General features: G+C 72.9%; 32 protein-coding genes. 14 read left to right on the forward strand and 18 right to left on the reverse strand.

Features of this window, described 5'->3' with window-relative positions; all coding sequences use genetic code 11:
* Window positions 1–12 precede the first annotated feature (12 nt).
* The 4 genes from AFM16_RS06700 to AFM16_RS06715 all read right to left on the reverse strand — a co-directional run bounded on the left by AFM16_RS06700 (window position 13) and on the right by AFM16_RS06715 (window position 3,295).
* Entirely contained in the window at window positions 13–1,176 is a 1,164-nt protein-coding gene (locus AFM16_RS06700; RefSeq protein ID WP_078632759.1) for an exonuclease SbcCD subunit D, read from the reverse strand.
* Window positions 1,177–1,360: 184 nt separating this feature from the next.
* Window positions 1,361–1,987 carry a YigZ family protein gene (locus AFM16_RS06705; protein ID WP_078632760.1) on the reverse strand — a complete coding sequence of 209 codons (627 nt, stop codon included), beginning with the start codon at window positions 1,985–1,987 and terminating at the stop codon, window positions 1,361–1,363.
* 58 nt (window positions 1,988–2,045) lie between these two features.
* Window positions 2,046–2,585, reverse strand: coding sequence for a SixA phosphatase family protein (locus AFM16_RS06710; RefSeq protein ID WP_030795695.1), 540 nt, complete (start codon window positions 2,583–2,585; stop codon window positions 2,046–2,048).
* Complete coding sequence (locus AFM16_RS06715; protein WP_078632761.1) at window positions 2,582–3,295, reverse strand: hypothetical protein; 714 nt, start codon at window positions 3,293–3,295, stop codon at window positions 2,582–2,584. The genes AFM16_RS06710 and AFM16_RS06715 overlap by 4 nt, the downstream gene beginning before the upstream one ends.
* A gap of 125 nt (window positions 3,296–3,420) precedes the next feature.
* Between AFM16_RS06715 and AFM16_RS06720 the strand changes: the two genes are divergently transcribed.
* A complete protein-coding gene (locus AFM16_RS06720; protein WP_078632762.1) occupies window positions 3,421–3,828 on the forward strand; it encodes a CoA-binding protein in 408 nt (135 codons plus the stop codon).
* A gap of 69 nt (window positions 3,829–3,897) precedes the next feature.
* Window positions 3,898–5,115: a 4-hydroxybenzoate 3-monooxygenase gene (locus AFM16_RS06725; RefSeq protein ID WP_370628024.1), complete on the forward strand. Its 1,218-nt coding sequence runs from the start codon at window positions 3,898–3,900 to the stop codon at window positions 5,113–5,115.
* Between the two features lie 26 nt (window positions 5,116–5,141).
* Here the strand turns inward: AFM16_RS06725 and AFM16_RS06730 are convergent, their stop codons facing one another.
* Window positions 5,142–5,501: an ArsR/SmtB family transcription factor gene (locus AFM16_RS06730; RefSeq protein ID WP_037876609.1), complete on the reverse strand. Its 360-nt coding sequence runs from the start codon at window positions 5,499–5,501 to the stop codon at window positions 5,142–5,144.
* Between the two features lie 71 nt (window positions 5,502–5,572).
* Here AFM16_RS06730 and AFM16_RS06735 point away from each other — a divergent pair, with 71 nt between their 5' ends.
* Window positions 5,573–6,628 carry a cation diffusion facilitator family transporter gene (locus AFM16_RS06735; RefSeq protein ID WP_078632763.1) on the forward strand — a complete coding sequence of 352 codons (1,056 nt, stop codon included), beginning with the start codon at window positions 5,573–5,575 and terminating at the stop codon, window positions 6,626–6,628.
* Window positions 6,629–6,664: 36 nt separating this feature from the next.
* Here AFM16_RS06735 and AFM16_RS06740 read toward each other — a convergent pair whose 3' ends face one another.
* From AFM16_RS06740 to AFM16_RS06750, 3 genes are all read right to left on the reverse strand, one after another.
* Window positions 6,665–7,219, reverse strand: a complete 555-nt coding sequence (locus tag AFM16_RS06740; protein ID WP_078632764.1) for a YbaK/EbsC family protein — start codon at window positions 7,217–7,219, stop codon at window positions 6,665–6,667.
* A gap of 43 nt (window positions 7,220–7,262) precedes the next feature.
* Window positions 7,263–7,868, reverse strand: coding sequence for a helix-turn-helix domain-containing protein (locus tag AFM16_RS06745; RefSeq protein ID WP_078632765.1), 606 nt, complete (start codon window positions 7,866–7,868; stop codon window positions 7,263–7,265).
* 200 nt (window positions 7,869–8,068) lie between these two features.
* A complete protein-coding gene (locus tag AFM16_RS06750) occupies window positions 8,069–8,866 on the reverse strand; it encodes an acyltransferase (RefSeq protein WP_078632766.1) in 798 nt (265 codons plus the stop codon).
* 113 nt (window positions 8,867–8,979) lie between these two features.
* Here AFM16_RS06750 and AFM16_RS06755 point away from each other — a divergent pair, with 113 nt between their 5' ends.
* Window positions 8,980–9,513 (forward strand): gamma carbonic anhydrase family protein, encoded by a 534-nt coding sequence (locus AFM16_RS06755; protein ID WP_078632767.1) that lies wholly within the window; start codon window positions 8,980–8,982, stop codon window positions 9,511–9,513.
* Between the two features lie 23 nt (window positions 9,514–9,536).
* Here the strand turns inward: AFM16_RS06755 and AFM16_RS06760 are convergent, their stop codons facing one another.
* Complete coding sequence (locus AFM16_RS06760; RefSeq protein WP_078632768.1) at window positions 9,537–10,196, reverse strand: DedA family protein; 660 nt, start codon at window positions 10,194–10,196, stop codon at window positions 9,537–9,539.
* A gap of 110 nt (window positions 10,197–10,306) precedes the next feature.
* On the opposite strand from AFM16_RS06760, the gene galU reads away from it, so the two are divergent.
* Window positions 10,307–11,263, forward strand: coding sequence for a UTP--glucose-1-phosphate uridylyltransferase GalU (galU, locus tag AFM16_RS06765; RefSeq protein WP_107419038.1), 957 nt, complete (start codon window positions 10,307–10,309; stop codon window positions 11,261–11,263).
* Between the two features lie 70 nt (window positions 11,264–11,333).
* Here galU and AFM16_RS06770 read toward each other — a convergent pair whose 3' ends face one another.
* Window positions 11,334–11,786 (reverse strand): DUF4442 domain-containing protein, encoded by a 453-nt coding sequence (locus tag AFM16_RS06770; protein ID WP_175520965.1) that lies wholly within the window; start codon window positions 11,784–11,786, stop codon window positions 11,334–11,336.
* 162 nt (window positions 11,787–11,948) lie between these two features.
* Here AFM16_RS06770 and AFM16_RS06775 point away from each other — a divergent pair, with 162 nt between their 5' ends.
* Entirely contained in the window at window positions 11,949–12,983 is a 1,035-nt protein-coding gene (locus AFM16_RS06775) for a DUF8017 domain-containing protein (RefSeq protein ID WP_078632769.1), read from the forward strand.
* 42 nt (window positions 12,984–13,025) lie between these two features.
* A complete protein-coding gene (locus AFM16_RS06780) occupies window positions 13,026–14,378 on the forward strand; it encodes an MFS transporter (RefSeq protein WP_179123255.1) in 1,353 nt (450 codons plus the stop codon).
* Between the two features lie 6 nt (window positions 14,379–14,384).
* On the opposite strand, the gene AFM16_RS06785 is transcribed toward AFM16_RS06780, so the two are convergent.
* Window positions 14,385–14,924 (reverse strand): shikimate kinase, encoded by a 540-nt coding sequence (locus AFM16_RS06785; protein ID WP_078632771.1) that lies wholly within the window; start codon window positions 14,922–14,924, stop codon window positions 14,385–14,387.
* Between the two features lie 238 nt (window positions 14,925–15,162).
* On the opposite strand from AFM16_RS06785, the gene AFM16_RS06790 reads away from it, so the two are divergent.
* Window positions 15,163–15,642, forward strand: a complete 480-nt coding sequence (locus AFM16_RS06790) for a hypothetical protein (protein ID WP_280921758.1) — start codon at window positions 15,163–15,165, stop codon at window positions 15,640–15,642.
* 10 nt (window positions 15,643–15,652) lie between these two features.
* On the opposite strand, the gene AFM16_RS06795 is transcribed toward AFM16_RS06790, so the two are convergent.
* A complete protein-coding gene (locus AFM16_RS06795; protein ID WP_078636863.1) occupies window positions 15,653–16,444 on the reverse strand; it encodes a spermidine synthase in 792 nt (263 codons plus the stop codon).
* A 97-nt stretch (window positions 16,445–16,541) separates the two neighbouring features.
* Window positions 16,542–17,711: an elongation factor Tu gene (tuf, locus tag AFM16_RS06800; protein WP_030795719.1), complete on the reverse strand. Its 1,170-nt coding sequence runs from the start codon at window positions 17,709–17,711 to the stop codon at window positions 16,542–16,544.
* Window positions 17,712–18,009: 298 nt separating this feature from the next.
* Between tuf and AFM16_RS06805 the strand changes: the two genes are divergently transcribed.
* Complete coding sequence (locus AFM16_RS06805) at window positions 18,010–18,579, forward strand: hypothetical protein (protein WP_078632772.1); 570 nt, start codon at window positions 18,010–18,012, stop codon at window positions 18,577–18,579.
* On the opposite strand, the gene AFM16_RS06810 is transcribed toward AFM16_RS06805, so the two are convergent.
* Window positions 18,576–19,301: a DNA alkylation repair protein gene (locus AFM16_RS06810; RefSeq protein ID WP_078632773.1), complete on the reverse strand. Its 726-nt coding sequence runs from the start codon at window positions 19,299–19,301 to the stop codon at window positions 18,576–18,578. The two genes, AFM16_RS06805 and AFM16_RS06810, sit on opposite strands and share 4 nt — an antisense overlap.
* 49 nt (window positions 19,302–19,350) lie before the next feature.
* Between AFM16_RS06810 and AFM16_RS06815 the strand changes: the two genes are divergently transcribed.
* Window positions 19,351–20,178 carry a TVP38/TMEM64 family protein gene (locus tag AFM16_RS06815; RefSeq protein WP_078632774.1) on the forward strand — a complete coding sequence of 276 codons (828 nt, stop codon included), beginning with the start codon at window positions 19,351–19,353 and terminating at the stop codon, window positions 20,176–20,178.
* 18 nt (window positions 20,179–20,196) lie between these two features.
* Here AFM16_RS06815 and AFM16_RS06820 read toward each other — a convergent pair whose 3' ends face one another.
* Complete coding sequence (locus AFM16_RS06820) at window positions 20,197–21,366, reverse strand: thiolase family protein (RefSeq protein WP_078632775.1); 1,170 nt, start codon at window positions 21,364–21,366, stop codon at window positions 20,197–20,199.
* A gap of 152 nt (window positions 21,367–21,518) precedes the next feature.
* Between AFM16_RS06820 and AFM16_RS06825 the strand changes: the two genes are divergently transcribed.
* Window positions 21,519–21,989, forward strand: coding sequence for a winged helix-turn-helix transcriptional regulator (locus tag AFM16_RS06825; protein WP_078632776.1), 471 nt, complete (start codon window positions 21,519–21,521; stop codon window positions 21,987–21,989).
* A gap of 34 nt (window positions 21,990–22,023) precedes the next feature.
* Here the strand turns inward: AFM16_RS06825 and AFM16_RS06830 are convergent, their stop codons facing one another.
* Together AFM16_RS06830 and AFM16_RS06835 are read right to left on the reverse strand one after the other, a co-directional pair.
* Window positions 22,024–22,977: a DUF6807 domain-containing protein gene (locus AFM16_RS06830; RefSeq protein WP_078632777.1), complete on the reverse strand. Its 954-nt coding sequence runs from the start codon at window positions 22,975–22,977 to the stop codon at window positions 22,024–22,026.
* Entirely contained in the window at window positions 22,974–24,137 is a 1,164-nt protein-coding gene (locus AFM16_RS06835; RefSeq protein ID WP_078632778.1) for a Gfo/Idh/MocA family protein, read from the reverse strand. The genes AFM16_RS06830 and AFM16_RS06835 overlap by 4 nt, the downstream gene beginning before the upstream one ends.
* Before the next feature lie 301 nt (window positions 24,138–24,438).
* Here AFM16_RS06835 and AFM16_RS06840 point away from each other — a divergent pair, with 301 nt between their 5' ends.
* The 3 genes from AFM16_RS06840 to AFM16_RS06850 all read left to right on the forward strand — a co-directional run bounded on the left by AFM16_RS06840 (window position 24,439) and on the right by AFM16_RS06850 (window position 26,142).
* The gene (locus tag AFM16_RS06840; RefSeq protein WP_030795731.1) at window positions 24,439–25,317 is read left to right on the forward strand and encodes an undecaprenyl-diphosphate phosphatase; all 879 of its coding nucleotides are present in this window, start codon (window positions 24,439–24,441) and stop codon (window positions 25,315–25,317) included.
* 13 nt (window positions 25,318–25,330) lie between these two features.
* Window positions 25,331–25,846, forward strand: coding sequence for a DUF1877 family protein (locus tag AFM16_RS06845; protein ID WP_078632779.1), 516 nt, complete (start codon window positions 25,331–25,333; stop codon window positions 25,844–25,846).
* Between the two features lie 116 nt (window positions 25,847–25,962).
* Window positions 25,963–26,142: a hypothetical protein gene (locus AFM16_RS06850; protein ID WP_078632780.1), complete on the forward strand. Its 180-nt coding sequence runs from the start codon at window positions 25,963–25,965 to the stop codon at window positions 26,140–26,142.
* Window positions 26,143–26,161: 19 nt separating this feature from the next.
* On the opposite strand, the gene AFM16_RS06855 is transcribed toward AFM16_RS06850, so the two are convergent.
* Window positions 26,162–26,833, reverse strand: coding sequence for a YqeB family protein (locus AFM16_RS06855; RefSeq protein ID WP_078632781.1), 672 nt, complete (start codon window positions 26,831–26,833; stop codon window positions 26,162–26,164).
* Window positions 26,834–26,862: the final 29 nt, after the last annotated feature.

Below are 26,862 nucleotides of genomic sequence, written 5' to 3' on the forward strand. Positions count from 1 at the left end.
CGCCGGGGAACGTCACCGGGCCACCTCGCGTACGGTCTCGTCCGCGCGGACCGCGTCGAAGGCGTCGCGCAGGACGCCCCGCTCGCGGGCGTCGGGTCCGGCGCCGCGGACATGGGCGACGAAGTCCTCGGCGATCTCCTGGTCGTCGCGGCCGGCCAGGCGGCGGGCGTACGACACGTCGGGATCGCCCGGGGAGCGTTCCGGGTCGAAGACCAGGCTGAGGGTGTGCGGGAAGCGGTCGGTGAGCCGGGCCATGGGGTCGGCGGGGCGGACGGCGTCGGTGAGCGTCGCCTCGACCCAGGCGTCCTCGTGCACGGCGAGCGCGGGGTCGGCGAGCAGGTCGTCCAGGGTGCCGCGGATGCGGGCGAGGGCGCGCGGCACCGGGCAGTCGATGCGCTCGGCGGTCAGGGAGCCGTCGCCAGCGAGGTCGATCAGCCACATGGTCTTGCGGTGCGCGGCCTCGGAGAAGGAGTACGGCAGCGGGGAGCCGGAGTAGCGGACGCGTTCGGTGAGGGTCTGGCAGCCGTGCAGATGGCCGAGGGCCACGTAGTCGACGCCGTCGAAGACCCCGGCGGGTACGGCGGCGACCCCGCCGACGGTGATGTCGCGCTCGCTGTCGCTGGGCTCGCCGCCGGTGACGAAGGCATGCGCGAGGACGACCGAGCGGGTGCCCGGGGCGCGGCGCGCGAGGTCGGCGCGGACCCGGTCCATGGCGGCCGCGAGCACGCTCTCGTGGCCGGCCTTCTCGACCCCGAACTCGTCCTTCACCAGGGCGGGTTCGAGATACGGCAGACCGTAGAAGGCGACGTCGCCGTGGGCGTCGGCGAGCACCACCGGGGTACCGGCGGCCGCAGGGTCGGTACGCAGATGGATGCCGGCCCGGTCGATGAGTCCCGCTCCGACGCCGAGCCGGCGGGCGGAGTCGTGGTTCCCGGAGATCATCACGGTCGGCACGCCGAGCGCGGCGAGCCGGTGCAGGGCGTCGTCGAACAGCTCGACGGCGGCAAGGGGCGGTACGGCACGGTCGTAGACGTCGCCCGAGACGACCACGGCGTCGACGTCGCGTTCGCGCACGGTGGTGACGAGCCGGCCGATGAACTCGGCCTGGGCGCCGAGCATGCCGACGCGGTGGAAGGTGCGGCCGAGGTGCCAGTCGGAGGTGTGCAGCAGTCTCACGCGACAAGGCTCCGAGGTCTCACGACATCGTTCCGCCCCCGCATGGCGCCCGCACGTTCCCGCCCCGGCATGGCTTCCCCTTGCTCCCGCCCCTGGTGTCCCTGACGTCCCTGCCGGGCCGCGCGGTCGCGGCGGTCGGCTGCCACCACGCTAACGCCTGCCGTCCCCTCGGCGGTCACGAACCTCATGCGTCCCCGTACGCCTCTCCGCCCAGCTCGAAGGCGGCCGTCCCGGCGGTCGCGTCGGCGAGCCAGGAGCGGAAGGCGTCCACGTCGGCGTCGGGCAAGCCGATCTCGATGGTGACCGCCTCGCCGTAACGGACGTCACGCACCTCGCGGCCGGTGGCCCGGAGATCGTTCTGGATCTTGCCGGCGCGCTGGTGGTCGACGGTGACGGTGGCGAGCCGGAAGCGGCGGCGGGTGAGGGTACCGAGGGTGTCGAGGGCCTCACCGACGGCTCCGCCGTAGGCGCGGATCAGACCGCCGGCGCCGAGCTTGACGCCGCCGTAGTAGCGGGTGACGACGGCGACGGCGTAGCGCATGTCGCGGCGCAGCAGCATCTGGAGCATCGGGACGCCGGCGGTGCCGCCGGGTTCGCCGTCGTCGCTGGCCTTCTGGACGGAGGCGTCGGCGCCGATGACGTACGCCCAGCAGTTGTGGGTGGCGTCCGCGTGCCGCTTGCGGACCTCGGCGATGAACTCCTGGGCCTCCTGCTCGGTGGCGGCCGGGGCGAGCGCGCACAGGAAGCGGGAGCGGTTGACCTCGGTCTCGTGCACACCCGCGTGGGCCACGGTGCGGTACTCGTCCTGCATCCGGTCAGCCTAAGCGCTGGTGGCGGGTGCCGTGCCCCGGCCGCCCCTCAGTCGCCCCTCAGCCGCCCCTGGGCCCCCGGGGCACGGTCATCGAGGTCAGCAGGGCGGTGCCGGGGGCGAGGGCGCGCCAGGTCGGGCCGTGCCAGGCGAGCACGGCGATCGCGGAGGTGGGGAACTTCAGCCGCACCTCGTCGAGGGCGTCGCCGAGCGCCTCCCCGGCCAGCTCCAGGACGAGGTCCTCCAGTCCCGGGTTGTGCCCGACGAGCAGCAGTGTGCCGACCTCGGCGGGGGTCTCCCGTACGACGCCGAGCAGCTCGGGCACGTCGGCGGCGTAGACCCGCGGCTCGTAGTGCACGGGGGGCGGGGTGTCCCACTGGGCGGAGGCCAGCTCGTAGGTCCGGCGGGCGCGGACGGCGGTGGAGCAGACGGCGAGGTCGGGGAGGCAGCCGGCCTCGGCGAGCGCGCGGCCGGCGGCGGGGGCGTCGCGGCGGCCGCGTCCGGCGAGGGGCCGTTCGTGGTCGGGGACGCCGTCGGGCCAGTCGGACTTGGCGTGCCGCAGCACGACGAGGCGGCGGGGCGGGCCGGTGGGGGTGCTCATGGGGCGGCTCCGATGTCGCGGGTCAGCTCCAGGCCGAGCAGACGGTCGGCGTAGGCGTAGGTCTCGAAGCGGGCGCCGTCGGGCAGTTCGGGCCCGGCGTCGGCGACCGACCGCAGGACGTTCAGCACCTCGGGCACGTCCAGATCGTCCTCCCAGGCGGCGCGCAGCCGCCCGCGCACCTCGTCGGGCACGGGCCGCGAGGGCTGCCGCGCCCACCCGGCGACGGCCCGCCGCCAGCCCGCGAGTGTGTCGTGGGCGTCGCCGACGGCAGCGGCGTCGAGCCGGACGGTCTCGGTACGTGCGTGCTGGAGCAGCGCGAGCCGCAGAACGGTGGGATCGGAAGGCGCCTCTCCGAGGACGTCCCCCACGACGACCTGAACGCCGTCGGCCCCGGCATCCCCCTCGGCCGCCACCCGCAGCACCTGCCGCTCGGCCGGCCGGCCGCCGGGCTCGTGTCCTTCCTCCAGCGGATGGATGCCGAGGGCGGCGGCACCCGCCCGCAGCACGGCCCGGTCCCCCTCGCCGGTGAGCACGGCCCGGACGGGTGTGCTGTCGAGTTCGAGGGCGCGCACGAGCAGGTCGGTGACGAGCAGGACCCGGAGCGCGCCGGTGCCGTGCCCCTGGACGTGTGCCTCGATCCGGGTGGGACCGCGGCGGACGGGGGCGGCGACGACGGCTTCGCCGGTACGGGCGTCGATGATGCGCAGCACGTGCCGAGCTTAGGAGAGCGGCGGCGCTCGTGCGCGGGCGGCGCGGAATCAGGATCCGCGGCGGTGCGTTGCAGCGGACAGGTCAGAACGACTGGAAGAGCTGTCCGATCCCGAGGAGGCCGCCGGTGTACGGCGACGAGGCAACGGTCCGCAGGATTCTCACCGAGGCGGGCGACACCTGGGCGGTGGTGGGGCTGTCGACGAACCGCTCCCGGGCGGCCTACGGCGTCGCCCGCGTCCTCCAGCGCTACGGCAAGCGGGTCGTCCCCGTCCACCCGAAGGCGGAGACGGTCCACGGCGAGCAGGGCTACGCCAGCCTCGCGGACATCCCCTTCGAGGTGGACGTGGTCGACGTCTTCGTCAACAGCGACCTCGCGGGCGCCGTCGCGGACGAGGCGGTCGCCAAGGGCGCGAAGGCGGTCTGGTTCCAACTGGACGTCATCGACGAGGCCGCCTACGACCGCACCCGCGCGGCGGGCCTGGACATGGTCATGCACCGCTGCCCGGCGATCGAGATTCCGCGACTGGGGTGACGTACGGCAGCCGTCCTGGTGCGGGCGAGCCGTCTCGATCGGTCGAGGTCGGCCGCCCATACTGGGCCGGTGGCCATCACCTCCGTCAACTCCCCTTCCGCTGAACGCCGTCCGGTCGTCATCGTCGGTGCCGGGCCCGCGGGGCTCGCTGTCGGGAATGTGCTGCGGGCCGCTTCCGTCGGGTGTGTGGTGCTGGAGGCGGAGAGCCGGGCGGTGGTCGAGCGGCGGCCGCGGGCCGGGGTGGTCGAGGAGTGGGCTGTTCGCGCGCTGGAGCAACGGGGGCTGGGGGAAGGGCTGTTGGCGCGGGCTCAGCGGCACTCGGCGTGTGAGTTCCGTTTCGCGGGGGAGCGTCATCGGCTGGAGTACGGCGAGCTGACCGGTCGTCATCACTGGGTGTATCCGCAGCCGTTGCTCGTGACGGACCTTGTGCGCGAGTACGTCGACGTGCGGGGCGGTGACGCCCGGTTCGGGGTGCGGGACGTCGAGTTGCGCGGTCTGGAGACGGACCGTCCGTCGGTGTCGTACACGTGCCCGGACACGGGTGAACGGCGGCTGCTGCACTGTGACTTCGTGGTGGGGGCCGACGGGGCGCGCGGGGTGAGCCGGGCCGCGGTGCCGGCGGGGCGGGCGCGGATCGCGCGGCACGACTACGGCATCGGCTGGCTGGCGCTGCTCGCCGAGGCGCCGCCGTCCTCGGACTGTGTGGTGTTCGGCGTCCATCCGAACGGTTTCGCCGGGCACATGGCGCGCAGCCCCGAGGTGACCCGGTACTACCTCCAGTGCCCGCCGGGCGACGACCCGGAGAACTGGTCCCACGACCGCGTCTGGTCCGAGCTGCGTCTGCGGCTCGCGGCCGAGGGCGCGCCGCCGCTCACCGAGGGGCGGCTCGTGGAGAAGCGGGTGCTCGACATGCACGACTACGTGGTCGAGCCGATGACGTACGGGCGGCTCTTCCTGGCCGGTGACGCCGCGCATCTCGTGGCGCCGATCGCCGCCAAGGGCATGAACCTGGCGCTGCACGACGCGTTCCTGCTCGCCGACGCGCTGGTGGCGTGTCTCGACGCCGGGGACCGCGCCGGGCTGGACGGGTACTCGGACGCGTGTCTGCGGCGGGTGTGGGACTACCAGGAGTTCTCGCAGTGGCTGTCGGAGGTCTACCACGGGGCGGCGGCCGGGGATCCGTTCCGGGCGGGGACGGCCTCGGCCCGGCTGCGGCGGCCGTTCACCTCGCCGGTGGCGGCCGCGGCCTTCGCCGAGCAGTACCTCGGGACGGCGGAGCGGTACTGAACGCGCGGGACCGCCGTCGCGCCGGGTCAGTCGTGCAGGGGCTTGTCCCCCAGGCGGTGGTCGGCCACGTTCAGGGCCTCGTCCACCACGCGGCGCAGATGGCCGTCGGAGAGGGAGTAGATCACCCGGCGGCCCTCCTTGCGGGTGTGGACCAGGCCGGCCAGCCGCAGCCGGGCCAGATGCTGGCTGACCGCCGGGCGGGCCGCCCCGCACACCTCCGTCAGCGTGGTCACGTCGGCCTCGCCCGACATCAGGGCGTGCAGCAGAGTGAGCCGGGTGCGGTCGCCGAGCAGGGCGAGCAGTTCGGCGGCGAGCGCGAACTGCTCCTCGCCCGGGGTGCGCGGATGCGCATGGTGTGCAGATGACAGGTGCATGCGTGCGCTCATACGCACATAATGGCGAGAAGGACGGGTAGACGTCCAGTTCTCCCCCTTTTTCCGCGCCGAAAGGGACCGACGTGAGCGAACACCACCACCACGCCCACGCCCACACCCACGCCCACGAGCACCCGCACCACCCCTCCCCCGCCGGCCCGTGGCACCGCCTGCGGCATCTGTTCACCCCGCACTCCCACGAGGCCGCCGACAAGCTCGATCACGCCCTGGAGTCCTCGGCCCGGGGCATGCGGGCGCTGTGGGTCTCGCTGGCGGTGCTGGGCGTGACGGCCCTCGCGCAGGCGGTCGTCGTGGCGCTGTCCGGGTCCGTCGCGCTGCTCGGCGACACCGTGCACAACACGGCGGACGCGCTGACCGCCGTACCGCTCGGCATCGCCTTCGTGCTGGGGCGGCGGGCGGCCACCCGGCGGTTCACCTACGGCTACGGGCGGGCGGAGGACCTGGCGGGCATCGTGATCGTGCTGACCATCGCGGCGTCGGCCGCGTTCGCGGGGTGGACCGCCGTCGAACGGCTGCTGCATCCGCGTCCGGTCGCCTACGTGCCCGCCGTGGCCGTCGCCGCGCTGGTCGGTTTCGCGGGCAACGAGTGGGTGGCCCGCTACCGCATCCGGGTCGGCCGGGAGATCGGCTCGGCGGCGCTGGTGGCCGACGGGCTGCACGCGCGCACCGACGGCTTCACCTCCCTCGCGGTGCTGCTGGGCGCGGGCGGCTCGGCCCTCGGCTGGCAACTCGCCGACCCGGTCGTGGGGTTGGCGATCACCGCGGCGATCGTGCTGGTGCTGCGGGACGCGGCGCGCGAGGTGTTCCGGCGGGTGCTGGACGCCGTCGACCCGGCCCTCGTCGACCGGGCCGAACAGGCGCTGCGAGAGGTGCCGGGGGTGCGCGGGGTGGGTGAGCTGCGGCTGCGCTGGATCGGGCACCGGCTGCGCGCGGAGGTCGCGGTGGTCGTGGACGGGGAGGCCACCGTCCGCCAGGCCCACGCGATCGCCGTGGACGCCGAACACGCGCTGCTGCACGCCGTACCGCGTCTCACGGCCGCGCTGGTGCACGCCGATCCGGCGCCGGTGCCGGGCGAGGCGGACCCGCATCTGGGGCTCGCCCATCACACGGCGGCATGACACCGCGCCCGGGTCGACGGACCCGCGCTCGGCGCGTCAGACGCCCAGCCCCTCCAGCACGACCGCGCCGGGCAGTTCGGCGAACGCCTTGCCCGGCACGAGGAGTTTGCCACGGCGACGGCCGCTGCCCACGAGGACGTACGGCAGGTCGACGACGGCGGAGTCCACCAACACCGGCCAGGCGGCGGGCAGTCCGACGGGGGTGATGCCGCCGTACTCCATGCCGGTCTCCCCCACGGCCGTGTCCATCGCCGCGAACGACGCCTTACGGGCGCCCAGTTGGCGGCGTACGACACCGTTGACGTCGACCCGGGTGGTCGACAGGACGAGACACGCGGCCAGGGAGGTCTCGCCGCCGCGCTTGCCGGCCACGACGACGCAGTTCGCGGACGTCTCCAGCAGGTCGCGCCCGTAGTGCTCGACGAAGACGGCCGTGTCGGCCCACTCCGGGTCGGTGTCGACGTACACGATCTGGTCGGCGGGCACGCTGCCGCTCCAGTGGCGTACGGCGTCGGCGACCGGGCGGGTCAGCTCGTCGAGGCAGTCGGGGGCGGGCCGGGCGTTGTCGAAGTGTCCGATGGGTGCGTCCATGACCGCACGCTAACAAGGCCCGCCGGGCCGACGACGCACCGTCTCACTGCACGGGCGGCGGCGTCGGGGCGGGCTGCGCGGACACGGGCGGGACCGAGACGGCCATCACCATCTCCATCGGCACGTCGCCGCGATTGCCGTACACATGCGGGGCGTTGGCCTCGAAGGAGGCGCTGGCGCCCGCCGGGATCCGGTGGTCCTCGCCGTCCACGGTGAGGGTCAGCTCGCCCGCGCTCACATGGAGCAGCTCGACGGTGCCGCGCGGGTGCGGTTCGGAGGGGCTGCTCTCGCCGGGCATCAGCCGCCAGTCCCACATCTCCAGCGGTCCGGGCGCCTCGGTGCCCGCGAGGAGCCGGTTGTAGCTGCCGGCCTCGGTGTGCCACAGCCGCACGGCCCGGTCGGCGGGCACGATACGGACCTTCGGGCCCTGCTCGTAGTCGAGCAGGGTGGTGATGGCGACGCCGAGGGCGTCACCGATCTTGACGACGGTGCCGATGCTCGGGTTCGTGCGGGCCTGCTCGATCTGGATGAGCATGCCCCGGCTGACCCCGGCCCGGGCGGCGAGCACGTCCAGGGTGAAGCCCCGCACCGCACGCCAGTGCTTGACGTTGCGCGCGAGGGACTGGGTCAGCAGGTCGAGGTCCGACACGTTCCGTTCCGTTCAGAGGTGAATGCGTTGGACGACAGGGTCCAGTCGCCTGAACTACGGTGAAGTGCACCTGATCGTCCACCGCACTGTACTGCGACGACACCGACCGTGCGGGTCCCGGGCGGCCTCCTGCCCGGTGAGCGTCGGATGGAGGCTTCGGGCATGGAGTGTCCGACGAGTGGGCGATGCCCGTACGGCCCTCAGCCCTCGCGTTCCATCCGCGCCAGCTCCCCCGCGCCCTCGTCGTCGAGCTGCGCCAGCCGCGCCGCCGTCTCCTCGTCCAGTCCGGACAGCGCGACCAACTGGTCCGAGGTGACCCCGTCCGGGATCGGTACCGGCGGCGGGGTGCGCAGCGGCGGCTGCCAGCCCTCGGCCTGCGTCCAGCGCCGTACGACGCGGGCCGGCGCGCCCGCCACCACGGCGTGGTCGGGGACCGTGCCGCGCACCACGGCGCCGGCCGCAACGACCACGTTCCGTCCGATCCGCGCACCCGGCAGGATCACCGCCCCGGTGCCGATCCAGCAGCCCGGGCCGATCTCCACGGGCTCCATGCGCGGCCACTGCCGGCCGATGGGCTCGTGCGGGTCGTCGTAGGAGTGGTTGGTGGACGTCACGTAGACGTACGGGCCGAAGTAGCAGTCGCTGCCGATGGTGACGGTGGTGTCGGCGATGACATGGCTGCCGCGGCCGAGCACGACCCCGTCGCCGATCCGCAGGATGGGGTCCGGGCCGAGGTCGAGGTCGGGCATCAGTCCGGCCGTGAGGGTGACCTGCTCGGCGACGATGCAGTGGGAGCCGAGGTGGATCCAGGGCTCGCCGAAGACCGTGCCGAGCGGGAACGCGAGCCGGGTCGCCGGGCCGATCGCGCCGAAACGCAGCCGCCCGGGGTGCTCCGCCGTGACGGAGCCCGCGCGCTGCGCCCAGGCCCAGCCCGCATGGACCGCGCGCTGTACGAGGCGGCGGCGCCATGATGAGAACGTGTTCTTGTCCGTCGGCACCCGCTCACCGTACTCAGCGCGCGGTGACCGCACCGGCCCGGAGCCCTGTGATCTTCACCCCACCGGGTGGCGTACGGTGCGGGGACACGGATCGACGAGGAGGCGGTGGCACGGTGACGACGACGCACAAGGCGCTGATCGTGGGCATCGGCGGCAGGGAACCGAAGGTCGACGCGGAGGCGTTCGTGGCGCCGACGGCGTCGGTGATCGGGGACGTGACGCTGGAGGCGGGCGCGAGCGTCTGGTACGGCGCTGTCGTGCGCGGTGACGTCGAGCGGATCTCCGTCGGCGCGCGGAGCAACATCCAGGACAACTGCACCCTGCACGCCGACCCCGGGTTCCCGGTGACCATCGGCGAGCGGGTCTCCGTCGGCCACAACGCCGTCGTGCACGGGGCGACCGTCGGGGACGACTGTCTGATCGGGATGGGCGCGACCGTCCTCAACGGCGCGGTGATCGGCGCGGGCTCCCTGGTGGCGGCGCAGGCGCTGGTGCCGCAGGGGATGCGGGTACCGCCGGGCTCACTGGTGGCCGGCGTACCGGCCAAGGTGCGGCGCGAACTGAGCGAGGAGGAACGCCAGGGCGTGACGCTGAACGGGACGCTGTACGCGGACCTGGCGAAGGCGCACGACGAGATCCACGAGTAGGACGACGTCGTCGGTACGCGCCGTCAGTCCGTGACGCCGACCGGCTCCGCCTCCGCCGGGGTCTCCTCCGCGGAGGCGGCGCTCTGCTTGGCAGCCTTCCGCTTGATGACCAGCATCGACGTGACGCCGATCAGCACCGCGAGCACCAGGCCCAGCCAGGAGAACCGCTTCAGCCAGGACTCGGCGACGACACCGACGTAGTAGATGACCGCGGTCGTGCCGCCCGCCCAGAGGATCCCGCCGAAGACGTTGGCGATCAGGAACTTCCAGTACGGCATCCGCAGCACGCCCGCGAGGGGACCGGCGAAGATCCGCAGCAGGGCGACGAAACGGCCGAAGAAGACCGCCCACATGCCCCACTTCTCGAAGGACCGCTCGGCCGTCGCGATGTGCCCCTCGCTGAAGTGCTTGGGGAACTTCTTGCCGAGCCAGGCCAGCAGCGGCCGTCCGCCCTTGCGGCCGATGGCGTAGCCGATGGAGTCGCCGATCACCGCGCCCGTCGAGGCGACGGCGCCGAGGATGAAGGGGTCGATGCCCGCGTGCTGGGAGGACAGCAGCGCGGCCGAGACGAGGATGATCTCGCCCGGCAGCGGGATCCCGAGGCTCTCCAGTCCGATGACCAGACCGACCACGGCGTACACGGCGGCCGCGGGTACCGTGTCGAGCCACTCCTGCACGTGCACCGGCGCTTCCTCCCCTTCGGCGTTCCTGGATTCCCGGGAAGCCTACCGTGGCGCTCTCCACAGGATCCTCCGAGCCGTCTGACCGGGAACTCCTATCCGGCTCGGCCAGCATGACCGCCATGAGCACCCCCCACACCACCGCCCGCGTCCGCAAGGCCGTCGTCCCGGCCGCCGGGCTCGGCACCCGCTTCCTGCCCGCGACCAAGGCCACCCCGAAGGAGATGCTCCCGGTCGTCGACAAGCCGGCCATCCAGTACGTCGTCGAGGAGGCCGCGGCGGCCGGTCTGGACGACGTGCTGATGGTCACCGGCCGGCACAAGCGGGCCATCGAGGACCACTTCGACCACGCCTTCGAACTGGAGCAGGCCCTCGCGGCCAAGGGCGACACGGTACGGCTGGACGCGGTGCGCGATCCGGCGCGTCTCGCCGACATCCATCACATCCGCCAGGGCGACCCGCTCGGCCTCGGTCACGCGGTGCTCTGCGCCCGGCAGCACGTGGGCGACCAGCCGTTCGCGGTGCTGCTCGGCGACGACCTCATCGACCCCCGGGAGACCCTGCTCAGCCGGATGCTGGACGTCCGCGACCGGTACGCGGGCAGTGTCGTCGCGCTGATGGAGGTCCCGCCGGAGCAGGTCCACCTGTACGGCTGCGCGGCCGTCGCGCCCTGCGGCGGGGACGAGGGCGATGTCGTGCGGGTCACGGGCCTGGTGGAGAAGCCGGACCGCGCGAACGCGCCGAGCCGGTACGCGGTGATCGGCCGCTACGTCCTCGACCCGGCCGTCTTCGACGTGCTCGACCGCACCGCCCCCGGACGCGGCGGCGAGATCCAGCTCACCGACGCCCTGGCCCACCTCGCCGCCACCGGCACGGTCCACGGCGTGATCTTCTCCGGCCGCCGCTACGACACCGGCGACAAGGCCGACTATCTCCGCACGGTCGTCCGGCTGGCCTGCGAACGCCCCGATCTGGGGCCGGAGTTCATCGGCTGGCTGAAGACGTTCGTGGCGGGCCTGGAGCAGGGGGAGCCGTGGCGGGAGGGGCGGGAGGGGCGGGCGGCGGCGTGAGCACGGGACGCGGCGTTCGCAGCCGGTGGGCCGAGGCGCTCAGACGACCGCCGCGCCCGGACCGCCCTCCTCAGCCGTTGGGCCGCAGGGTCCACACCACGGTCATCTCCCCGGTGACCGCCCCGTCCGCGCGGCGGATCTCGATGGCGACCGGGAACTCGGGGCGCTCGCCCGCGTCGAGCTGGGCGACGACCTCGGCGGCCGGGCGGCCCAGCGTCGCGGTGGCGGTGACGGCGCCCATCGCGAGCTTGCGGTAGGCGATCTCCGCGCGCACGGCGAGCGGCACGGCACGCGCGAGCTGGTCCCCGAACGCGGCGAGGACGATCGCGCCGCTGGCGGACTCGCCCAGCGTGAACATCGCGCCGGCGTGCGGTCCGCCCACGTGGTTGTGGTAGTCGCTCTGGTCGGGCAGGGCGACGACGGCCTTCTCCGGAGTGGTCTCCAGGAAGTCGAGGTTCAGGGTCCGGGCCATGGGCACCGTGGCGGCGAGCATCTCGCCGATGGACATCTGGTCTGCGCTCATGGCCGCGATGTTACCCATGGGTAGGGCGGCTGACCAGACGCGCGGGAGGGGGACCGCGTACCCGACGGCGGCGGGCCGGGGCGGCCGGGCCACGATTTCGGTACGTCCCTGACAAGGGGCGGTGACCGAACCGTGTCCATGGGGGAACTAGGGTTTCTGGCCATGTGGCCAGGACAGCAGCCGCCCGGGGGAGAGCAGAACCCGCAGGCGCAGAACAACCCGTACCAGCAGCCGGGATACCAGCAGCCGAATCCCTATCAGCAACCCGGCTATCAGCAGCAGCCCAACCCGTATGGGCAACAGCAACCGCAGTGGGGCGCCCCGACGGTGCCCGTCGGGCTCCAGCAGACCGGCGGGGACGGAAGCGGCGGGGGCGGCGGCAACCGGACGAAGCTGGTGGCGATCGTGGCGGCCACGGCCGTCGTCGTGACCGCCGGTGTCACCGGTTTCCTCGTCCTGGGCGGCAAGGACGACGATCCGGCGAAGGCGTCGGAGAAGACCAGCCCCAGCCCGACGGCCTCCGCGTCCGCCTCGGCCTCCGCGTCGGCCGGCTCCGACGACAACCCCCGCAACGGCGAGGAGGAGAAGGCGACGATCGCCGGCTGGAAGGTCGTCGTGAACCCCAAGTGGGGCATCGCCTTCGACGTGCCGGCGGACTGGGAGGTGCAGTCGCCGGGGCTGAGCCAGGGCTTCGAGTGGGAGGACAAGAAGCAGTCCAGCGGCTACGACTCGATCATCATGGGCGGTACCGTCGAGTACAAGTCCAAATGGTGCGGCGTGGACGACGACAAGGACGGCAAGATCGACTACACCCCGCTCGCGATGGCCGGCTCCAAGGGCGCCTCGGGCGCCAAGAGCACCGACGAGATCGCGATCAACACGCCTGCCTGGTGGGTGTTCGGCGGGTACACCGAGCCGGACAAGAAGAGCATCACCTTCGAGAAGAAGGCGACCGCCTACACGACGACGTCCGGTGTCGTGGGCAGCTACGCCTGGGCGCAGTCGACGAACACGCCCCAGAAGGGCAAGTGCGACAGCGACGGCAAGGCGATCACCTTCGGCTTCAAGAACTCCAAGGGCGACTACGTGTCCTGGAACTGGTACGGGGCCAAGGGCGTGAAGGAAGAGGTCCCGAAGGAGACGGTCCTGAAGATCCTGAGCACCGTGCGGCTGCACGGCGAGCCCACGGCGAACTGATCGTCACCCCGCCGTACCGGCGGCGGGGCGCGCTCGGCACGCATGTGGCGGGGAACCGGATTGGCACATCCGTGCTTCTCCGGGGATAGTCGGCCGGTGACCAGAGCCGCCGACACCTCCCGCCGCCTGCGCGCGCCCGCCTGGGCGGGCCGCAACTACACCCTGCTGACCGCCTCCGCCTTCGTGACGAGCCTGGGCAGCAACGGCGCGCTGATCGCCGCCGCGTTCGCCGTCCTGGAGGCGGGCGGCGACGGCGGCGACGTGGGTCTGGTGGCGGCGGCCCGCACGCTGCCGCTGGTGCTGTTCCTGCTGATCGGCGGGGCGGTCGCCGACCGCTTCCCCCGGCATCGGGTCATGGTCGCGGCGAACGCCCTGAACTTCCTGTCGCAGGGCGCCTTCGCGGCGCTCGTGCTGCTCGGGGAGCCGCGGCTGTGGCAGATGATGCTGCTGACCGCGCTCGGCGGCACCGGCCAGGCGTTCTTCTCCCCGGCGGCCGAGGGCATGCTGCTGTCCACGGTCCGGGGCGAGCAGGCCGGGCGCGCGTTCGCGGTGTTCCGGATGGCGATGCAGGGCGCGGGCCTGGGCGGCGCGGCGCTCGGCGGGGCGATGGTCGCGGTGGTCGGCCCCGGCTGGGTGCTGGCCGCGGACGCCGTCGCCTTCGCCGTCGCGGGGTCGCTGCGCGCGTTCCTCCGCGTCGAGGACATCCTCCGCCCGCACCGCAACGGCGGTCTCCTGACCGATCTCCGGGAGGGCTGGCAGGAGTTCATCGGCCGCCCCTGGCTGTGGACGATCGTCCTCCAGTTCTCCGTGGTCAACGCCATGGTGGCCGCCGCCGACGCGGTCTACGGCCCACTGGTCGCCCGGGACCATCTGGGCGGCGCGGGCCCCTGGGGCCTGGCCCTCGGCTTCTTCGGCGCGGGCACGGTCGTCGGGGCGCTCCTGATGACCCGCTGGAAGCCCCGCCGCCTGCTTCTCGCCGGCACGCTCTGCCTGTTCCCCCTCGCCCTCCCGTCCGCCGCGCTCGCCGTCCCGGTCCCGATCGCCTTCCTCTGCGCCACGATGTTCCTGACCGGCGTCACCCTGGAGGTCTTCGGCGTCTCCTGGATGACCGCCCTTCACCAGGAGATCCCGGAGGACAAGCTCTCCCGCGTCTCCGCCTACGACTGGTTCGGCTCGGTCGCCATGGTCCCCGTCGGCACGGCCCTGGCCGGCCCGGCGGAATCGGCCTTCGGCCGCACGAACGCCCTCTGGGGCTGCGCCGCCCTGGTCGTCATCGTCACGGCAGCGGTCCTGTGCGTCCCGGACGTACGCAACCTGACCCGCCGCACAAAGCCGATCACCCGCCACACCCCGACGCCGTCCCACCCCGAAAACGCCCTGGAGGGCCTCGGCTGACACCGCTCAGATCAGTCGCGCGGCGGTCTGGGCCGGGGTCTCACCGTCGGTGTGGACGGTCCGCGTCGCCACGAGCCGAGCACCGGGGTCGTCGAGCCAGTGGGCCAGAAAGTCATGGCCGTCGACGACCCAGGAACGACCCTTGTCCACCTCGCAGCGCCGCCGCAGGACGCCCAGCGACACCTCGCGGTCCGCGGACGGCAGAATCCGGACCACCTCGGGGCAACGACCGAGCGCGGCACGCACGGCGGCCAGATGCCACCGGTCGGCATAGCTGGTGTGCCCCGCCCCCAGCGCGACCACGGCACCGGGATGGTCGGCGACCACACGCACCACCGCATGCGCCCGGGCCGGCTCCCACTCGGCCTCGGCCTCGAGACGCCCGACGGCGGCGATCCGCTCACGCAGCCGATCCATGCTCCACCCCACCTGCGCGTAGTACGCGTCGGCCACGGCATCCAGGTCGACGAACAAGCGGCACGTCCTCGCCGCCAACTCCCGCCCGAGCGTGCTCTTCCCGACACCGGCCGGACCGACCAGAACCATCCACGGCACCCCTCCGCTCACGCGACGCTCACCTCGCTCGACGCCAGCTCACCTTCCCGACCAGGAATCGGCGAGCACGTTCGGTTACAAGTTGGACGCTTTGCGTGCACCCCGCCCTCGCGGTGCGCACGATAGGCGCATCTGGCACGTACGTCCAAGAGGGGCCATGACCGCCGAATTTCCACCGCCACCACCAGATGTGCCTCCGGGACCTCCGGTACCACCCGCGCCCAGGCGCGTGCCTCTCCTGCTCGCCGCGCTCGCGGGCGCGGTCATCGGGGGCGGCGCCGTGGGGGCGGTGTGGGCCCTCACCGGCGACCCCGACCCCGACTCCGCCGTCAGCGGGACGAGTGCGAGCGCCGGCGAGACGGAGACGCAGACCGCCGAGCCGGAGCCCACCACGTTCACGCTCACCGGCAGCTTCGAGCTGACCGAGGGCGCGGTCAGTGACGGTTCGACCGGCTGCAAGGGCACCGGTGGCTACGACGACATTGCCGAAGGCTCGTCCGTCACCGTGTACGACGCGGCCGGCACCGTCATCGCCACCGGCTACCTGGGTGACTCGACACTGGCCTCCGGAAGCTGCACGTTCGATGTCGCTGTCGAGAACGTCCCCAAGGGCAAGGACTTCTACAAAGTGGAGGTCTCCCACCGGGGGACGGTCCAGTTGTCCGGTGCCGACGCCGAAGCCGGCCGGTTCGGCGCCACGTTGGGATGAGTCCGTCGGGTCAGCCGATGCCGAACGCGCCCTCCGGGGGTTCCGGGGACGGGACCGCGTCCTCGTCGTGGACCGGGTGGGCGGTCCCGATGAAGGCGTGGAGGGGTGGGCCGTGTTCGACGCGGGCCGGGAAGGCGTCGGAGGCGGTGCGGCGGGTGAGGGTGGGGACGTCGAAGGGGTGGTGTGCGGCGACGAGTACGGCGTTGCCGAAGCGGCGTCCGCGCAGGACCGCCGGTTCGGCGATCAGAAGCAGTTCCTCGAACACCTCGGCGAAGTTGGCCAGTTGGGATCTGAGGAAGGCGAACGGCGCCGCGTCGGCGAGGTTGGCCAGGTAGACGCCGTCCCCGCGCAGCACCCGCCCCGCCTCGCGCGCGTAGGCGAGGGAGGTGAGATGGGCGGGGACGCGGGAGCCGCCGAAGACGTCGGCCACGAGCACGTCGGCCGAGCGGTCCGGGGCCGACTGCAGCCAGGCCCGGGCGTCGGCCGGGTGCAGCGTGACACCGGTGCCGGCGGGCAGCGGCAGATGGTCGGCCACCAGCTCCAGCAGCGCCCGGTCGGCCTCGACGACGTCCTGTCGTGAGCCCGGCCGGGTCGCCGCCAGATAGCGGGGCAGGGTGAGCGCCCCGCCGCCGAGGTGCACCGCGTCGAGGGGCCGTCCCGGCTCGGCGACCGTGTCCAGGACGTGCCCGAGACGGCGCGCGTACTCGAACTCCAGATGCTCGGGCTCGTCCAGGTCGACGTACGACTGCGGCGCGCCGTCGACCGTCAGCAGCCAGGCCCGCTCCCGGTCGACGTCGGGCATCAGCTTGGCGGTGCCGTGGTCGACGGCTCGGGTGACGGGTATGGGCTCCACCGTTCAATTGTGCCCGCACGGTGGAGCCCGTCGGCCGGACCGGGGCTCAGAGCAGGGACGTCACCGTCCCCGCCCCCACCGTCCGGCCGCCCTCGCGGATCGCGAAGCCCAGGCCCGGCTCCAAGGGGATGTCACGCCCCAGCTCGACGGTCATGACGACCCGCTCACCGGGCCGCGCCACGGCCGCCTCGCCCAGGTCGACATCGCCCACGACGTCCGCCGTACGGATGTAGAACTGCGGCCGGTACCCGGTGGCGACCGGCGTCGTACGGCCCCCCTCGCGCGCCGACAGGACATACACCTGCGCCGTGAACCGGCGGCTCGGGGTGACACTCCCCGGCGCCGTGACCACATGCCCGCGCCGGACCGCGTCCCTCGGCACACCCCGCAGCAGCAGCGCCACGTTGTCCCCGGCCTGCGCCTCCTCCATCGGCTTGCCGAAGGTCTCCAGACCGGTCACGACGGACTCCACCCCGGCGCCGAGCACGTCGACCCGGTCGCCCACCCGTACCGTGCCCCGCTCCACCGCACCGGTGACGACGGTCCCCCGCCCGGTGATGGTGAGCACGTTCTCGACGGGCAGCAGGAACGGCGCGTCGAGATACCGCTCGGGCATCGGCACATACGTGTCGACCGCGTCGAGCAGCGCCTCGACGGACGCCGTCCAGCGCGGGTCGCCCTCCAGGGCCTTGAGCCCGGACACCCGGACGACGGGCGCGGCGTCACCGCCGTAGCCGTGCGCGGTGAGCAGGTCCCGGACCTCCAGCTCCACGAGGTCGGTCAGCTCCTCGTCGCCCGCGTCGGCCTTGTTGATCGCGACGACGATGTGGTCGACGCCCACCTGCCGGGCGAGCAGGACGTGTTCGGCGGTCTGCGGCATGATCCCGTCGAGCGCGGAGACGACGAGGATCGCCCCGTCGAGCTGCGCGGCACCGGTGACCATGTTCTTGACGTAGTCGGCGTGGCCGGGCATGTCGACGTGCGCGTAGTGCCGGGTGTCGGTCTCGTACTCGACGTGCGCGATGTTGATGGTGATGCCGCGCGCCGCCTCCTCGGGGGCGCGGTCGATGCGGTCGAACGGCACGTACGTGCCGGCGCCGCGGTCGGCGAGGACCTTGGTGATGGCGGCGGTCAGGGTGGTCTTGCCGTGGTCGACGTGACCCATCGTGCCGATGTTCAGGTGCGGCTTGGTCCGCACGTAAGCGGTCTTGGGCATGGCTGTACCTCGAAGCGTGTCCGTGTGTCCTGGTGATCTCCGGTGGGAGAGGGGACCCCGCGGTCCTGCCCGACCCTCCCCCTGCGGGGTCCGCCGGACGATCCGGAGAGGGTCAGCTTCGGGCGCCGTCGACAGCGGCCGGGAGAAGCGGAACGGCAGCCTTCGGCGCATCCGCGACCGCGGATGCTGCGAGGAGGAAGGCGTACCGGAACATGGAACAGATCATCGCCGACGGTTCGTTCGGCGTCGAATGGTTTTCCACAGCCGCAGGTTTTCCACAGGGGGCGTGATCAGGGCGATGAACGCGGACGAGACGAGCGCGGACGAGTGGTGGGACCTGCTGCCGGACGGCATCCGCGCGCAGGTCGACGGATACGTCCTCCAGGACGCCTTCATGCGCGCGGTGCGCGTGGCCTGGACGGCGGGCCGGGCCGCCGGTCTGGGCCTGACCGACGCGCAGCGCGTCGTCCACGAGCGGTACGTCCGGCTCGGCGACCGGATCGCGCGCACCCCCGACGATCCGCTGGACGTCGACTCGCTCACCGCGCTCGCGGCCGGTGCGCCGGGCCGGGTGGTGGCGGTCGAGGCCGTCTGGGACGGCGACACGGTCCACGACTGGTTCGTGAACCTGCTCGCCGTGACCACCGCTCCCGACGGCGACCACCGTCTCGCGACCGTGTACCGGGGGCGGGCCGTCCGTCACCTCGACGGCGAGGACCCCGGCGCCCGGCACCCGTCCGCGCTGGTGGCCGACCGGACCGGCAGGGCCCTGGCCGCCCACCTCGGCGTGCCGTTCCACTTCGCGAGCCCGGACACCGCGGACGACGAGGCGCCCCGCTGGCGACCCTCACACAGCGGTACTTCTTAACCGGCCCCGATGTTCTTCAGCGCCTCGCGGACCGACAGCGGCGCGAAGCGGTCGCCCTCACGGGCGAGGAAGGCGCGGACCGCGTCCGGATCGGTCTTGGCGTACTCGCGCAGGGACCAGCCGATCGCCTTGCGGATGAAGAAGTCCGGGTGCCCGGACTGGCGCAGGCAATAGGCGAAGAGCCGGTCGGTGTCGGTGCGGTCCTTGTAGCGGAGCTGGTGCAGCAGGGCGGTGCGGGCGAGCCACAGGTCGTCGTCGGCGATCCAGTCGTCCATGACGGCGGTCAGGCGGGGGTCGGCGGCGACCAGACCGCCGACGACGTGCGCGGCGAGCAGATCGACCGTGTCCCACCAGGGCCTGGTGACGATCAGCTCGCGGGCCACCGGCAGGAACGCCGACGAGCAGCGCGCGGTGTGCCGGCGCAGGTAGTCGACGGCGAAGTACTGGTACTCCCGCTCCGGCAACGCCCAGCAGCGCAGGGCGACGGCCGTGCAGTCACCCTCGCTCGGGCGGGGCGTACCCGCCAGGACGGTCCGCGACAGGGCGCGGCGCTCCGGGGTGGGAATGCCGAGGAAGGGGGACACGTCCTTCATGTACGACCGCATCCCCGCCGCCCTGACCGGGTCGGCCGCGCCCGCGTACGCGACGGTCAGCCGCTCCAGCACGGTGTCGGCGAGCGCGCTGTGCGGTGCGCCGGACGTTCCCCGGGCTGTGGCGGTCATGAGACGAACCATACGGCGATCAGACATCTCCTTCCGTTACTGTCGCGGAATGCTCGATGCCCACACCCGCTCTGGGGGCACCGCCACGGCCGCTCCCCCGGCCGCCGCCACGGAGCTTCTCCTCCCCGTGCCCGTGGCTCCCGTGCCCGCCCTCGCCACCGCGAACGCCGCGCCCGCGGCCACCGCGCCCGCCGCTGCCGTCGCCCGCTGGGCGAGAGTGCTGCTCTCGCCCTGGTCACGGTTCTCGCTGCTGGTCGCGCTGCTCGCGGCGGCCGGCGCGAGCGTCCTGCTGTTCGAGCCGCAGAGACTGCTCGCGGACGGCTGGCCGCCCCAGCTCGCCGGTGCCTCGGCGGCCGTGGTGTTCGCGGTGGCGTACGGGCTGTGCACGGTGGCGTTCGTACCGCGCCCGCTGCTCAACCTCGCCGCGGGCGCGCTGTTCGGCTCCCAGCTCGGCCTGGGCGCCGCGCTCGCGGGCACGGTCCTGGGCGCCGGTTTCGCCTTCGGGCTCGGCCGGGTGCTCGGCCAGGACGCGCTACGGCCGCTGCTGCGCGGCAGACTGCTGACGGCGGCGGACGGCCAGCTCAGCCGCCACGGCATGCGCTCGATGCTGGCGGCACGGCTCTTCCCCGGGCTGCCGTTCTGGGGTGTCAACTACTGCGCGGCGATCTCCCGGATGGGCTGGGTGCCGTTCCTGCTGGCGACCGCCCTCGGCTCGATCCCGAACACGGCCGCCTACGTCGTCGCCGGCGCCCAGGCGTCGGCCCCCACCTCCCCCGCCTTCCTGATCGCCCTGGCCGGCATCACCCTGCCGATGGTCGCGGCGGCGGTGCTGACCTGGCGCAAGCGGCACCATCTGCGGGGGCGAAAGACGCGGTAGGGACCGAGCGGGCGGCGGCTAGACGGCCTCCACCACCATCGCGTTGGCCAGTCCGCCCGCCTCGCACATGGTCTGGAGGCCGTAGCGCCCTCCGCGTTCCCGCAGGGCGTGCACCAGGGTCGTGGTGAGACGGGTGCCGCTGGCGCCGAGCGGATGGCCGAGCGCGATGGCGCCGCCGTGCACATTGACCTTGGCGAGATCGGCCCCGGTCTCCTGCCGCCAGGCCAGAACCACGCTGGAGAACGCCTCGTTGACCTCGAAGAGGTCGATGTCGTCGAGGCGGAGTCCGGCCCGGCGCAGCACCTTCTCGGTGGCCGGGATGACACCGGTGAGCATCAGCAGCGGGTCGGAGCCGGTGACGGCGAAGCTGTGCAGCCGGGCGAGCGGACGCAGCCCGAGCCGGGCTGCGGTCTCGCCGGAGGTGATGAGCACGGCCGAGGCGCCGTCGTTGACGGGGCTGGCGTTGCCCGCGGTGACGTTCCACTCGATCTGCGGGAAGCGTTCGGCGAACGCCGGGTCGTGGTAGGCGGACTTGAGCCCGGCGAGGATCTCGGGGGTGCTGCCGGGCCGTACGCACTCGTCGCGGGAGACGCCGTCCAGCGGGGCGACCTCGGCGTCGAACAGGCCGCGCTGCCAGGCGTCGGCGGCCCGCTGGTGGGAGGACACGGCGAAGGCGTCCATCTGCTCGCGCGTGATCGACCACTTGGCGGCGATCAGCTCGGCGCTGATGCCCTGCGGCACGAGCCCCTCGGGGTAGCGGGCGGCGACGCCGGGGCCGAACGGGTCCACGCCGGGCGGCACGTTGGACCACATCGGGACGCGGCTCATCGACTCCACCCCGCAGGCCACGACGAGGTCGTACGCGCCCGCCATGACGCCCTGCGCGGCAAAGTGAACGGCCTGCTGGGAGGAGCCGCACTGCCGGTCGACGGTGGTCGCCGGGACGGACTCGGGGAAGCCCGCGGACAGCAGGGCCTGCCGGGTGGTGTTCATGGCCTGCTCGCCGACCTGGTCGACGGTGCCGCCGATGACGTCGTCGATCAGCGCGGGGTCGACCCCGGAGCGTTCGACGAGGGCGCGCAGGGTGTGGGCGAGGAGTTCGACGGGGTGGACATGGGCCAGGGAGCCGTTCGGCTTCCCCTTGCCGATCGGTGTGCGTACGGCTTCGACGATGACGGCGTCACGCATGGGCGGGCCTCCACGAGTACGGGCACGAGTACGGGTACGGCTACGGGCACGGCTACTGGTGAGTAGGAAATCCGAACTCACCATAGACCCGAGGGTTTGAAAATCCAACCCACTAGAGTTTGTTTTTCCAACCCTCACCTAGACTGTCGGCCATGGCCTCCCCCAAGGACCCGCGCCCCTGCTCGATCGCCGACGCCCTCGCGCTCGTCGGCGAGAAGTACTCCCTGCTCGTCCTGCGGGAGGTGTGCCTGGGCAACGGCCGCTTCGACCAGCTCGTGCGCAACATCGGCGCCCCGCGCGACATCCTCACCACCCGGCTGCGCCGCCTGGTCGACGCCGGCATCCTCACCAAGCGGCCCTACAGCGAACGCCCGCAGCGCTTCGAGTACCGGCCCACCCAGGCGGGCCTCGACCTGGAGCCGGTCCTGATGACCCTGATGGCCTGGGGCGACCGCCATCTGCGCGGGGACGCGGAGCGCCCCATGGTCATCGAGCACGCCTGCGGCAACGAACTCGTCCCCGTGGTCACCTGCCAGGCGTGCGGCGACGAGGTCCGCCACGAGGACCTCATCGCCCACCCCCAGGCCCCGGGCTGGACGACCCAGGGACCGACGGCGGCCTAGCACACTCGATGCGCGCACCCGCTCACGCTCACGCTCACCAGGGATGCGACTCCAGATACCCGGCGATCTCCTCCCGCCCCCAGGCGCCGTCGGCCACGATCACGCGGTAGCGGCGGGTGAGGGTGTCGCCGGGGGCCAGCTCCAGCTCGTCGAAGAAGGCCCAGGACGGGGCGAGTCCCACGAAGGGTTCGTTGCGGACGAACCAGTGGGCGGGGTGGGTGCCACGGGCGCCCGTGTGGTCGTTCCCGGGGGCGTGCGCGACGACGACGGTGGCGTGACCGTCGCTGCCGTCGTGCTCGCCCGTGACCGCGAGCCACTCGCTCTGCGAGGCCATCAGACCCGGCCCCTCCCCGTCGGGGCCGATGATCCGGCCGCCCCGGAAGGAGCGCGGGCCACGCCAGAACAGGCCCGTGTACCCGTCCAGTTCCCGTCCGGCGGTGGACGGGCTGCCGAAGCGCAACGGCTCCTCGCGGCGGTTGGTGACGGCACTGGCCCAGGTCAGGGCCCAGACGCCGGCGTCCCGGTCGACGTCGTGCACCTCGATCCGGCGCGACTCCTCGGCCCACAGCTCCCCGCCGTACGGATGCCAGGTCAGCCGTTCGGCGACGACCGCCCGGTCACCGTCGGCGGCGACCTCGTCGAAGCCGACGTGGACCATCGAGCCGACCCGCTCGGGCAGGGCGAGATACCCCTCACCGCGCACATACGTGTTGCCGCCCCACAGATTGGCCCCGGACAGATGGGAGGCGGTCAGGGAGAGGCCCTTGTGCCAGCGGTGGTCGTTCGGCCGGTAGCCGGTGACGAGGTCGCCCCGGAGGGTCCGCAGCGGGTGGAGGTACGGCCGTGGCGCCTCCCAGGCCGCCTCGGGCCGGTAGACGTAGGCGAGCAGTTCGACGCCGCTCGCGGGGTCGCTCACCGTGATCCGGTCGCCCAGGGAGTGCACGAGACGCAGACCGCCGCCCTCGTCCGCACCTCCTGCGGCGCTCATACGGCCGCCTCCACGACCGCCGGGGCCCAGCCCGGGGCACCCCCGTGCAGGGCCGTGTAGTACGGATCCCCGGGGCCGATCTCCCCGCGCCGTACCGTCGCGCCGGTGAAGGCGGACTTGTAGAGCGAGGTGACCAGTTCCAGGCTGGTGCGCCCGTCCGCGCCGCTGCCCCGCGGCCGCGTCCCGGCGCGCAGGGCGGCGAGAAGCTCCCGCAGTTGGGCCAGGTGGGAGCTGGGCTCGTCGGGGCCGAAGTCCCGCCAGACGGCCACCTCGTCCGCGGTGACGCCAGGGGCGGGGGTGATCCGCCAGTCGGCGTTGGAGTGGCCGTAGAGATGGGTCAGCTCGACGGTGGCGCGCTCGCAGTCGATGCGGATACGGCTGACCTCGTCGGGGCTGAGGACGCTGTTCACGACCGTCGCCAGCGTGCCGCCGTCGAAGCGGAGCAGGGCGGTGGAGACGTCCTCGGTCTCGACGTCGTGGACGAGACGGCCCGCCATGGCGCGGACTTCGCTCCACGGGCCGAGCAGGTCCAGGAGCAGGTCCATCTGATGGATGCCGTGACCCATCGCGGGGCCGCCGCCCTCGGTCCCCCAGCGGCCGCGCCAGGGCACGGCGTAGTACGCGGTGTCGCGGTACCAGGTGGTCTGGCAGTGCGCGACGAGCGGCCGCCCGAGCGCCCCCTCCGCGAGCAGCCGCCGCACCTGCCGGGCCCCGGAGCCGAACCGGTGCTGGAAGACGATCGAGGAGTACGGCCCGCTCTCCGCGCCCTCCTCCGCCTGTACGGCGTCGTATTCGGCCAGGGTCGGCACCGGGGGTTTCTCGCACCACACCCAGGCGCCGGCCCGCAGCGCCGCCACGCTCTGCTCACGGTGCAGGGTGGGCGGGGTGCAGACGGTCACCAGGTCGGGGCGCCGCTCGGCAAGCATCCGCTCCAGGTCGGTGTAGGCGTGCGGGACCCCGCCCTCGGCGCAGAACGCCTCGACCGCCGCGGCGTCGATGTCGACGGCCGCGACCACCTCCGTCCCGCCCTCGGCGGCGAGCTGCCGCAGCGCGGGCAGATGGGAGCCCCGGGCGATGGCGCCGGTCCCGATCACGGCGACGCGGACCGGACGGTCGGCGAGCGGAGCGGGCCGCGGTGGCGGGATGTGGGACGACGACATCGGCGGATCAGCACTCCTCCGAGGGGCGACGGACGGCGGACACGGCTCGTGAGCGGTACACGCGAGGAGAACGCCGACACCAGAGCCGTAGCAAGCGCTTTCCCCACCCGGCAGCAAAGTAGGCGCCACCCACCGGCCCGGTCAACCGTCCGAACGCCCCGGGCCGTCGTGCACCAAACCCCTGTGCGGGGCCGTCACCCAGGACCGCTACGCTTCCTGTGCACACCTCTTGATCACGCGCGCGGCGGCATGCCGTCCCCGCCGCCCCTTTTCCCGATCGGCGCTTGGACTCCTTAACCTCATGTCTTGGTTTGAATCCCTCATCCTCGGACTCGTCCAGGGGCTGACCGAGTTCCTCCCCGTCTCCTCCAGCGCGCATCTGCGCCTGACCGCGGCCTTCTCCGGCTGGGAGGACCCCGGGGCCGCCTTCACGGCGATCACCCAGATCGGCACGGAAGCCGCGGTGCTGATCTACTTCCGCAAGGACATCGGGCGGATCATCTCGGCGTGGACCCGGTCGCTGTTCGACAGCGCGGTCCGCAAGAAGGACCACGACGCCAAGATGGGCTGGCTGGTGATCGTCGGCTCCATCCCGATCGGTGTGCTGGGCGTCACACTCAAGGACCAGATCGAGGGCCCGTTCCGCGATCTGCGGATCACCGCGACCATGCTCGTCGTGATCGGCGTCGTCATAGGCATCGCCGACCGGCTGGCCGCGCGCGACGAGAAGGGCGGCCGACACCGCGCCCCCAAGCAGCGCAAGTCGCTGGAGGACCTGGGCGTCCGGGACGGCCTGATCTACGGCCTCTGCCAGGCGTGCGCCCTCATCCCGGGCGTCTCCCGCTCCGGCGCCACGATCAGCGGCGGCCTCTTCATGGGCTACCGGCGCGAGGCGGCGGCCCGCTACTCCTTCCTCCTCGCCATCCCAGCCGTCCTCGCCTCCGGCGTCTTCGAGCTGAAGGACGCGATGGAGGGCGGACACGTGGACTGGGGACCGACGGCCTTCGCGACGGTGATCGCGTTCGTGTCCGGGTACGCGGTGATCGCGTGGTTCATGAAGTTCATCAGCACGAAGTCCTTCATGCCGTTCGTCTATTACCGGGTCGTCCTCGGCATAGTGATCATCGCCCTCGTCGCGATGGGCGCCCTCAGCCCCCACGCGGCGGAGTCGGCGGGCTGACCCACCACGACCGATGGCCCTCACCCAACAGCTGGCGCGCGTCTCCGTGCCGTACCTGGACCGCTGTCGCGACACGGCGCTCGACTCTCCTGGCGCCGCACCCGGCTGGGACCCGCCGGACACCGACCTCCTCGACACGGACTGGGGGCTGTGGGGCCTGCTCTGGTACGGCCGCCGAGCGGACGCCGACGCCGAAGCGAGGGCGCTGATCCAGCGGGCGATCGACGGCGACCCCGGCGGGAACATCGGTTTCCTCGACCATGACGAGGTCTACGACGGCTACGGCGACCCGCCCCGCCTGCTGGCGCCGGAGGCGGTGCGGGAGCTGTCCCGGGGCCTCGACGCCATCGACCTCGACGCATACCTCGCCGCCCTGCCTGCCTCCCCCGGAGAGGCGGCCGAGGCCTGCGGGTTCGGGGGATTCAACGGCGACGTCCGGGAGTACCTGGTCCGGCACTTCGAGGCGCTGCGGATGTTCTACCGTGAGGCGGCGGAGCGGGGCCTGTGCGTGCTGACCTGGATCGACTGACCCGGCGAACCCCCCGCCGCCACGGCACCGGTTGATCGATCATCCGTGACCAACCCCATACCCCCCGCGTAGCCGTCCGGTAGCGCACTGTCAGTGCTTGCGCCTAGGCTTGCGCCGTGTCCCCCACTTCTGGTGCCCCTGGTTCCGTGCTGTCCGCGACCGAGTTGAACGAGCGGATCAGAGCCCTGTGGCTGCGCGCGGGCGGGTCGCTGTCGACCGACGAGCGGGCGGAGTACGAGGTGCTGGTGGTCGCCTGGGCCGAGGCGGTCCGGGGCGAGGTCGTCGTCGCGGCGTGAGGCCGGGCGCGCGGCACGCTCACGGCTCGGGCAGGCGCCAGTACTGCCGGTCCTTCTCGTCGCGCACGATCACGCCGAGCCGCCCCAGTTCCGTCCGCAGCTCACGGGCGTCCGAGGCGTCGTCCTTCGCTTTCAACGCCCTGGCCCGGGCGTGCAGCAGGGCGTTCGCGCCCTCGGGCAGACCGGCCGCACCCGGCACCCAACGCCGGAACTCCTCCCGGTGCGGATCCTCGTCGGCCCAGCGGTGGCCGTGCTCGGTGAAGGCCCGGGCCAGTCGCGCCCAGGACAAGCCGCAGTTCTCCCGGGCGAGTTCCGCGCCCGTCCGGCTCAGCAGGACGAGTTGCTTGCCGTCACGCGCGGCGAGGGCGATCTCCTCGCGGGCGAACTCCCGCTTCTCGCCCCGGACCGCGAGACCCACCCGCGCGTCGTCCACCGTCACGGTCAACGACTCGTGCAGCGCGCCGAACCCGAAGAACAGGCCCAGTACGGCACCGACCACGGCGGTGCCCAGGGTGCGGGCGGGCTCGGGCACCGAGTCCACCAGTTCGGCCGGACCCTTCAACGGCGCCCACGGCAGCGACACCAGCCAGTCCGCGAGGAACGGGACCAGCAGCCCCACCCCCACCCCGCACCCGACGCAGAACGCCATCACGCCCCGGGCCGACTCCGCGACCACCGTCCTCTTCCTCATGCGACCACTCTGCGCGGCCGTCGCACGCC

Source organism: Streptomyces antibioticus, assembly GCF_002019855.1.
GTDB classification, from domain to species: Bacteria; Actinomycetota; Actinomycetes; order Streptomycetales; family Streptomycetaceae; genus Streptomyces; species Streptomyces antibioticus_B.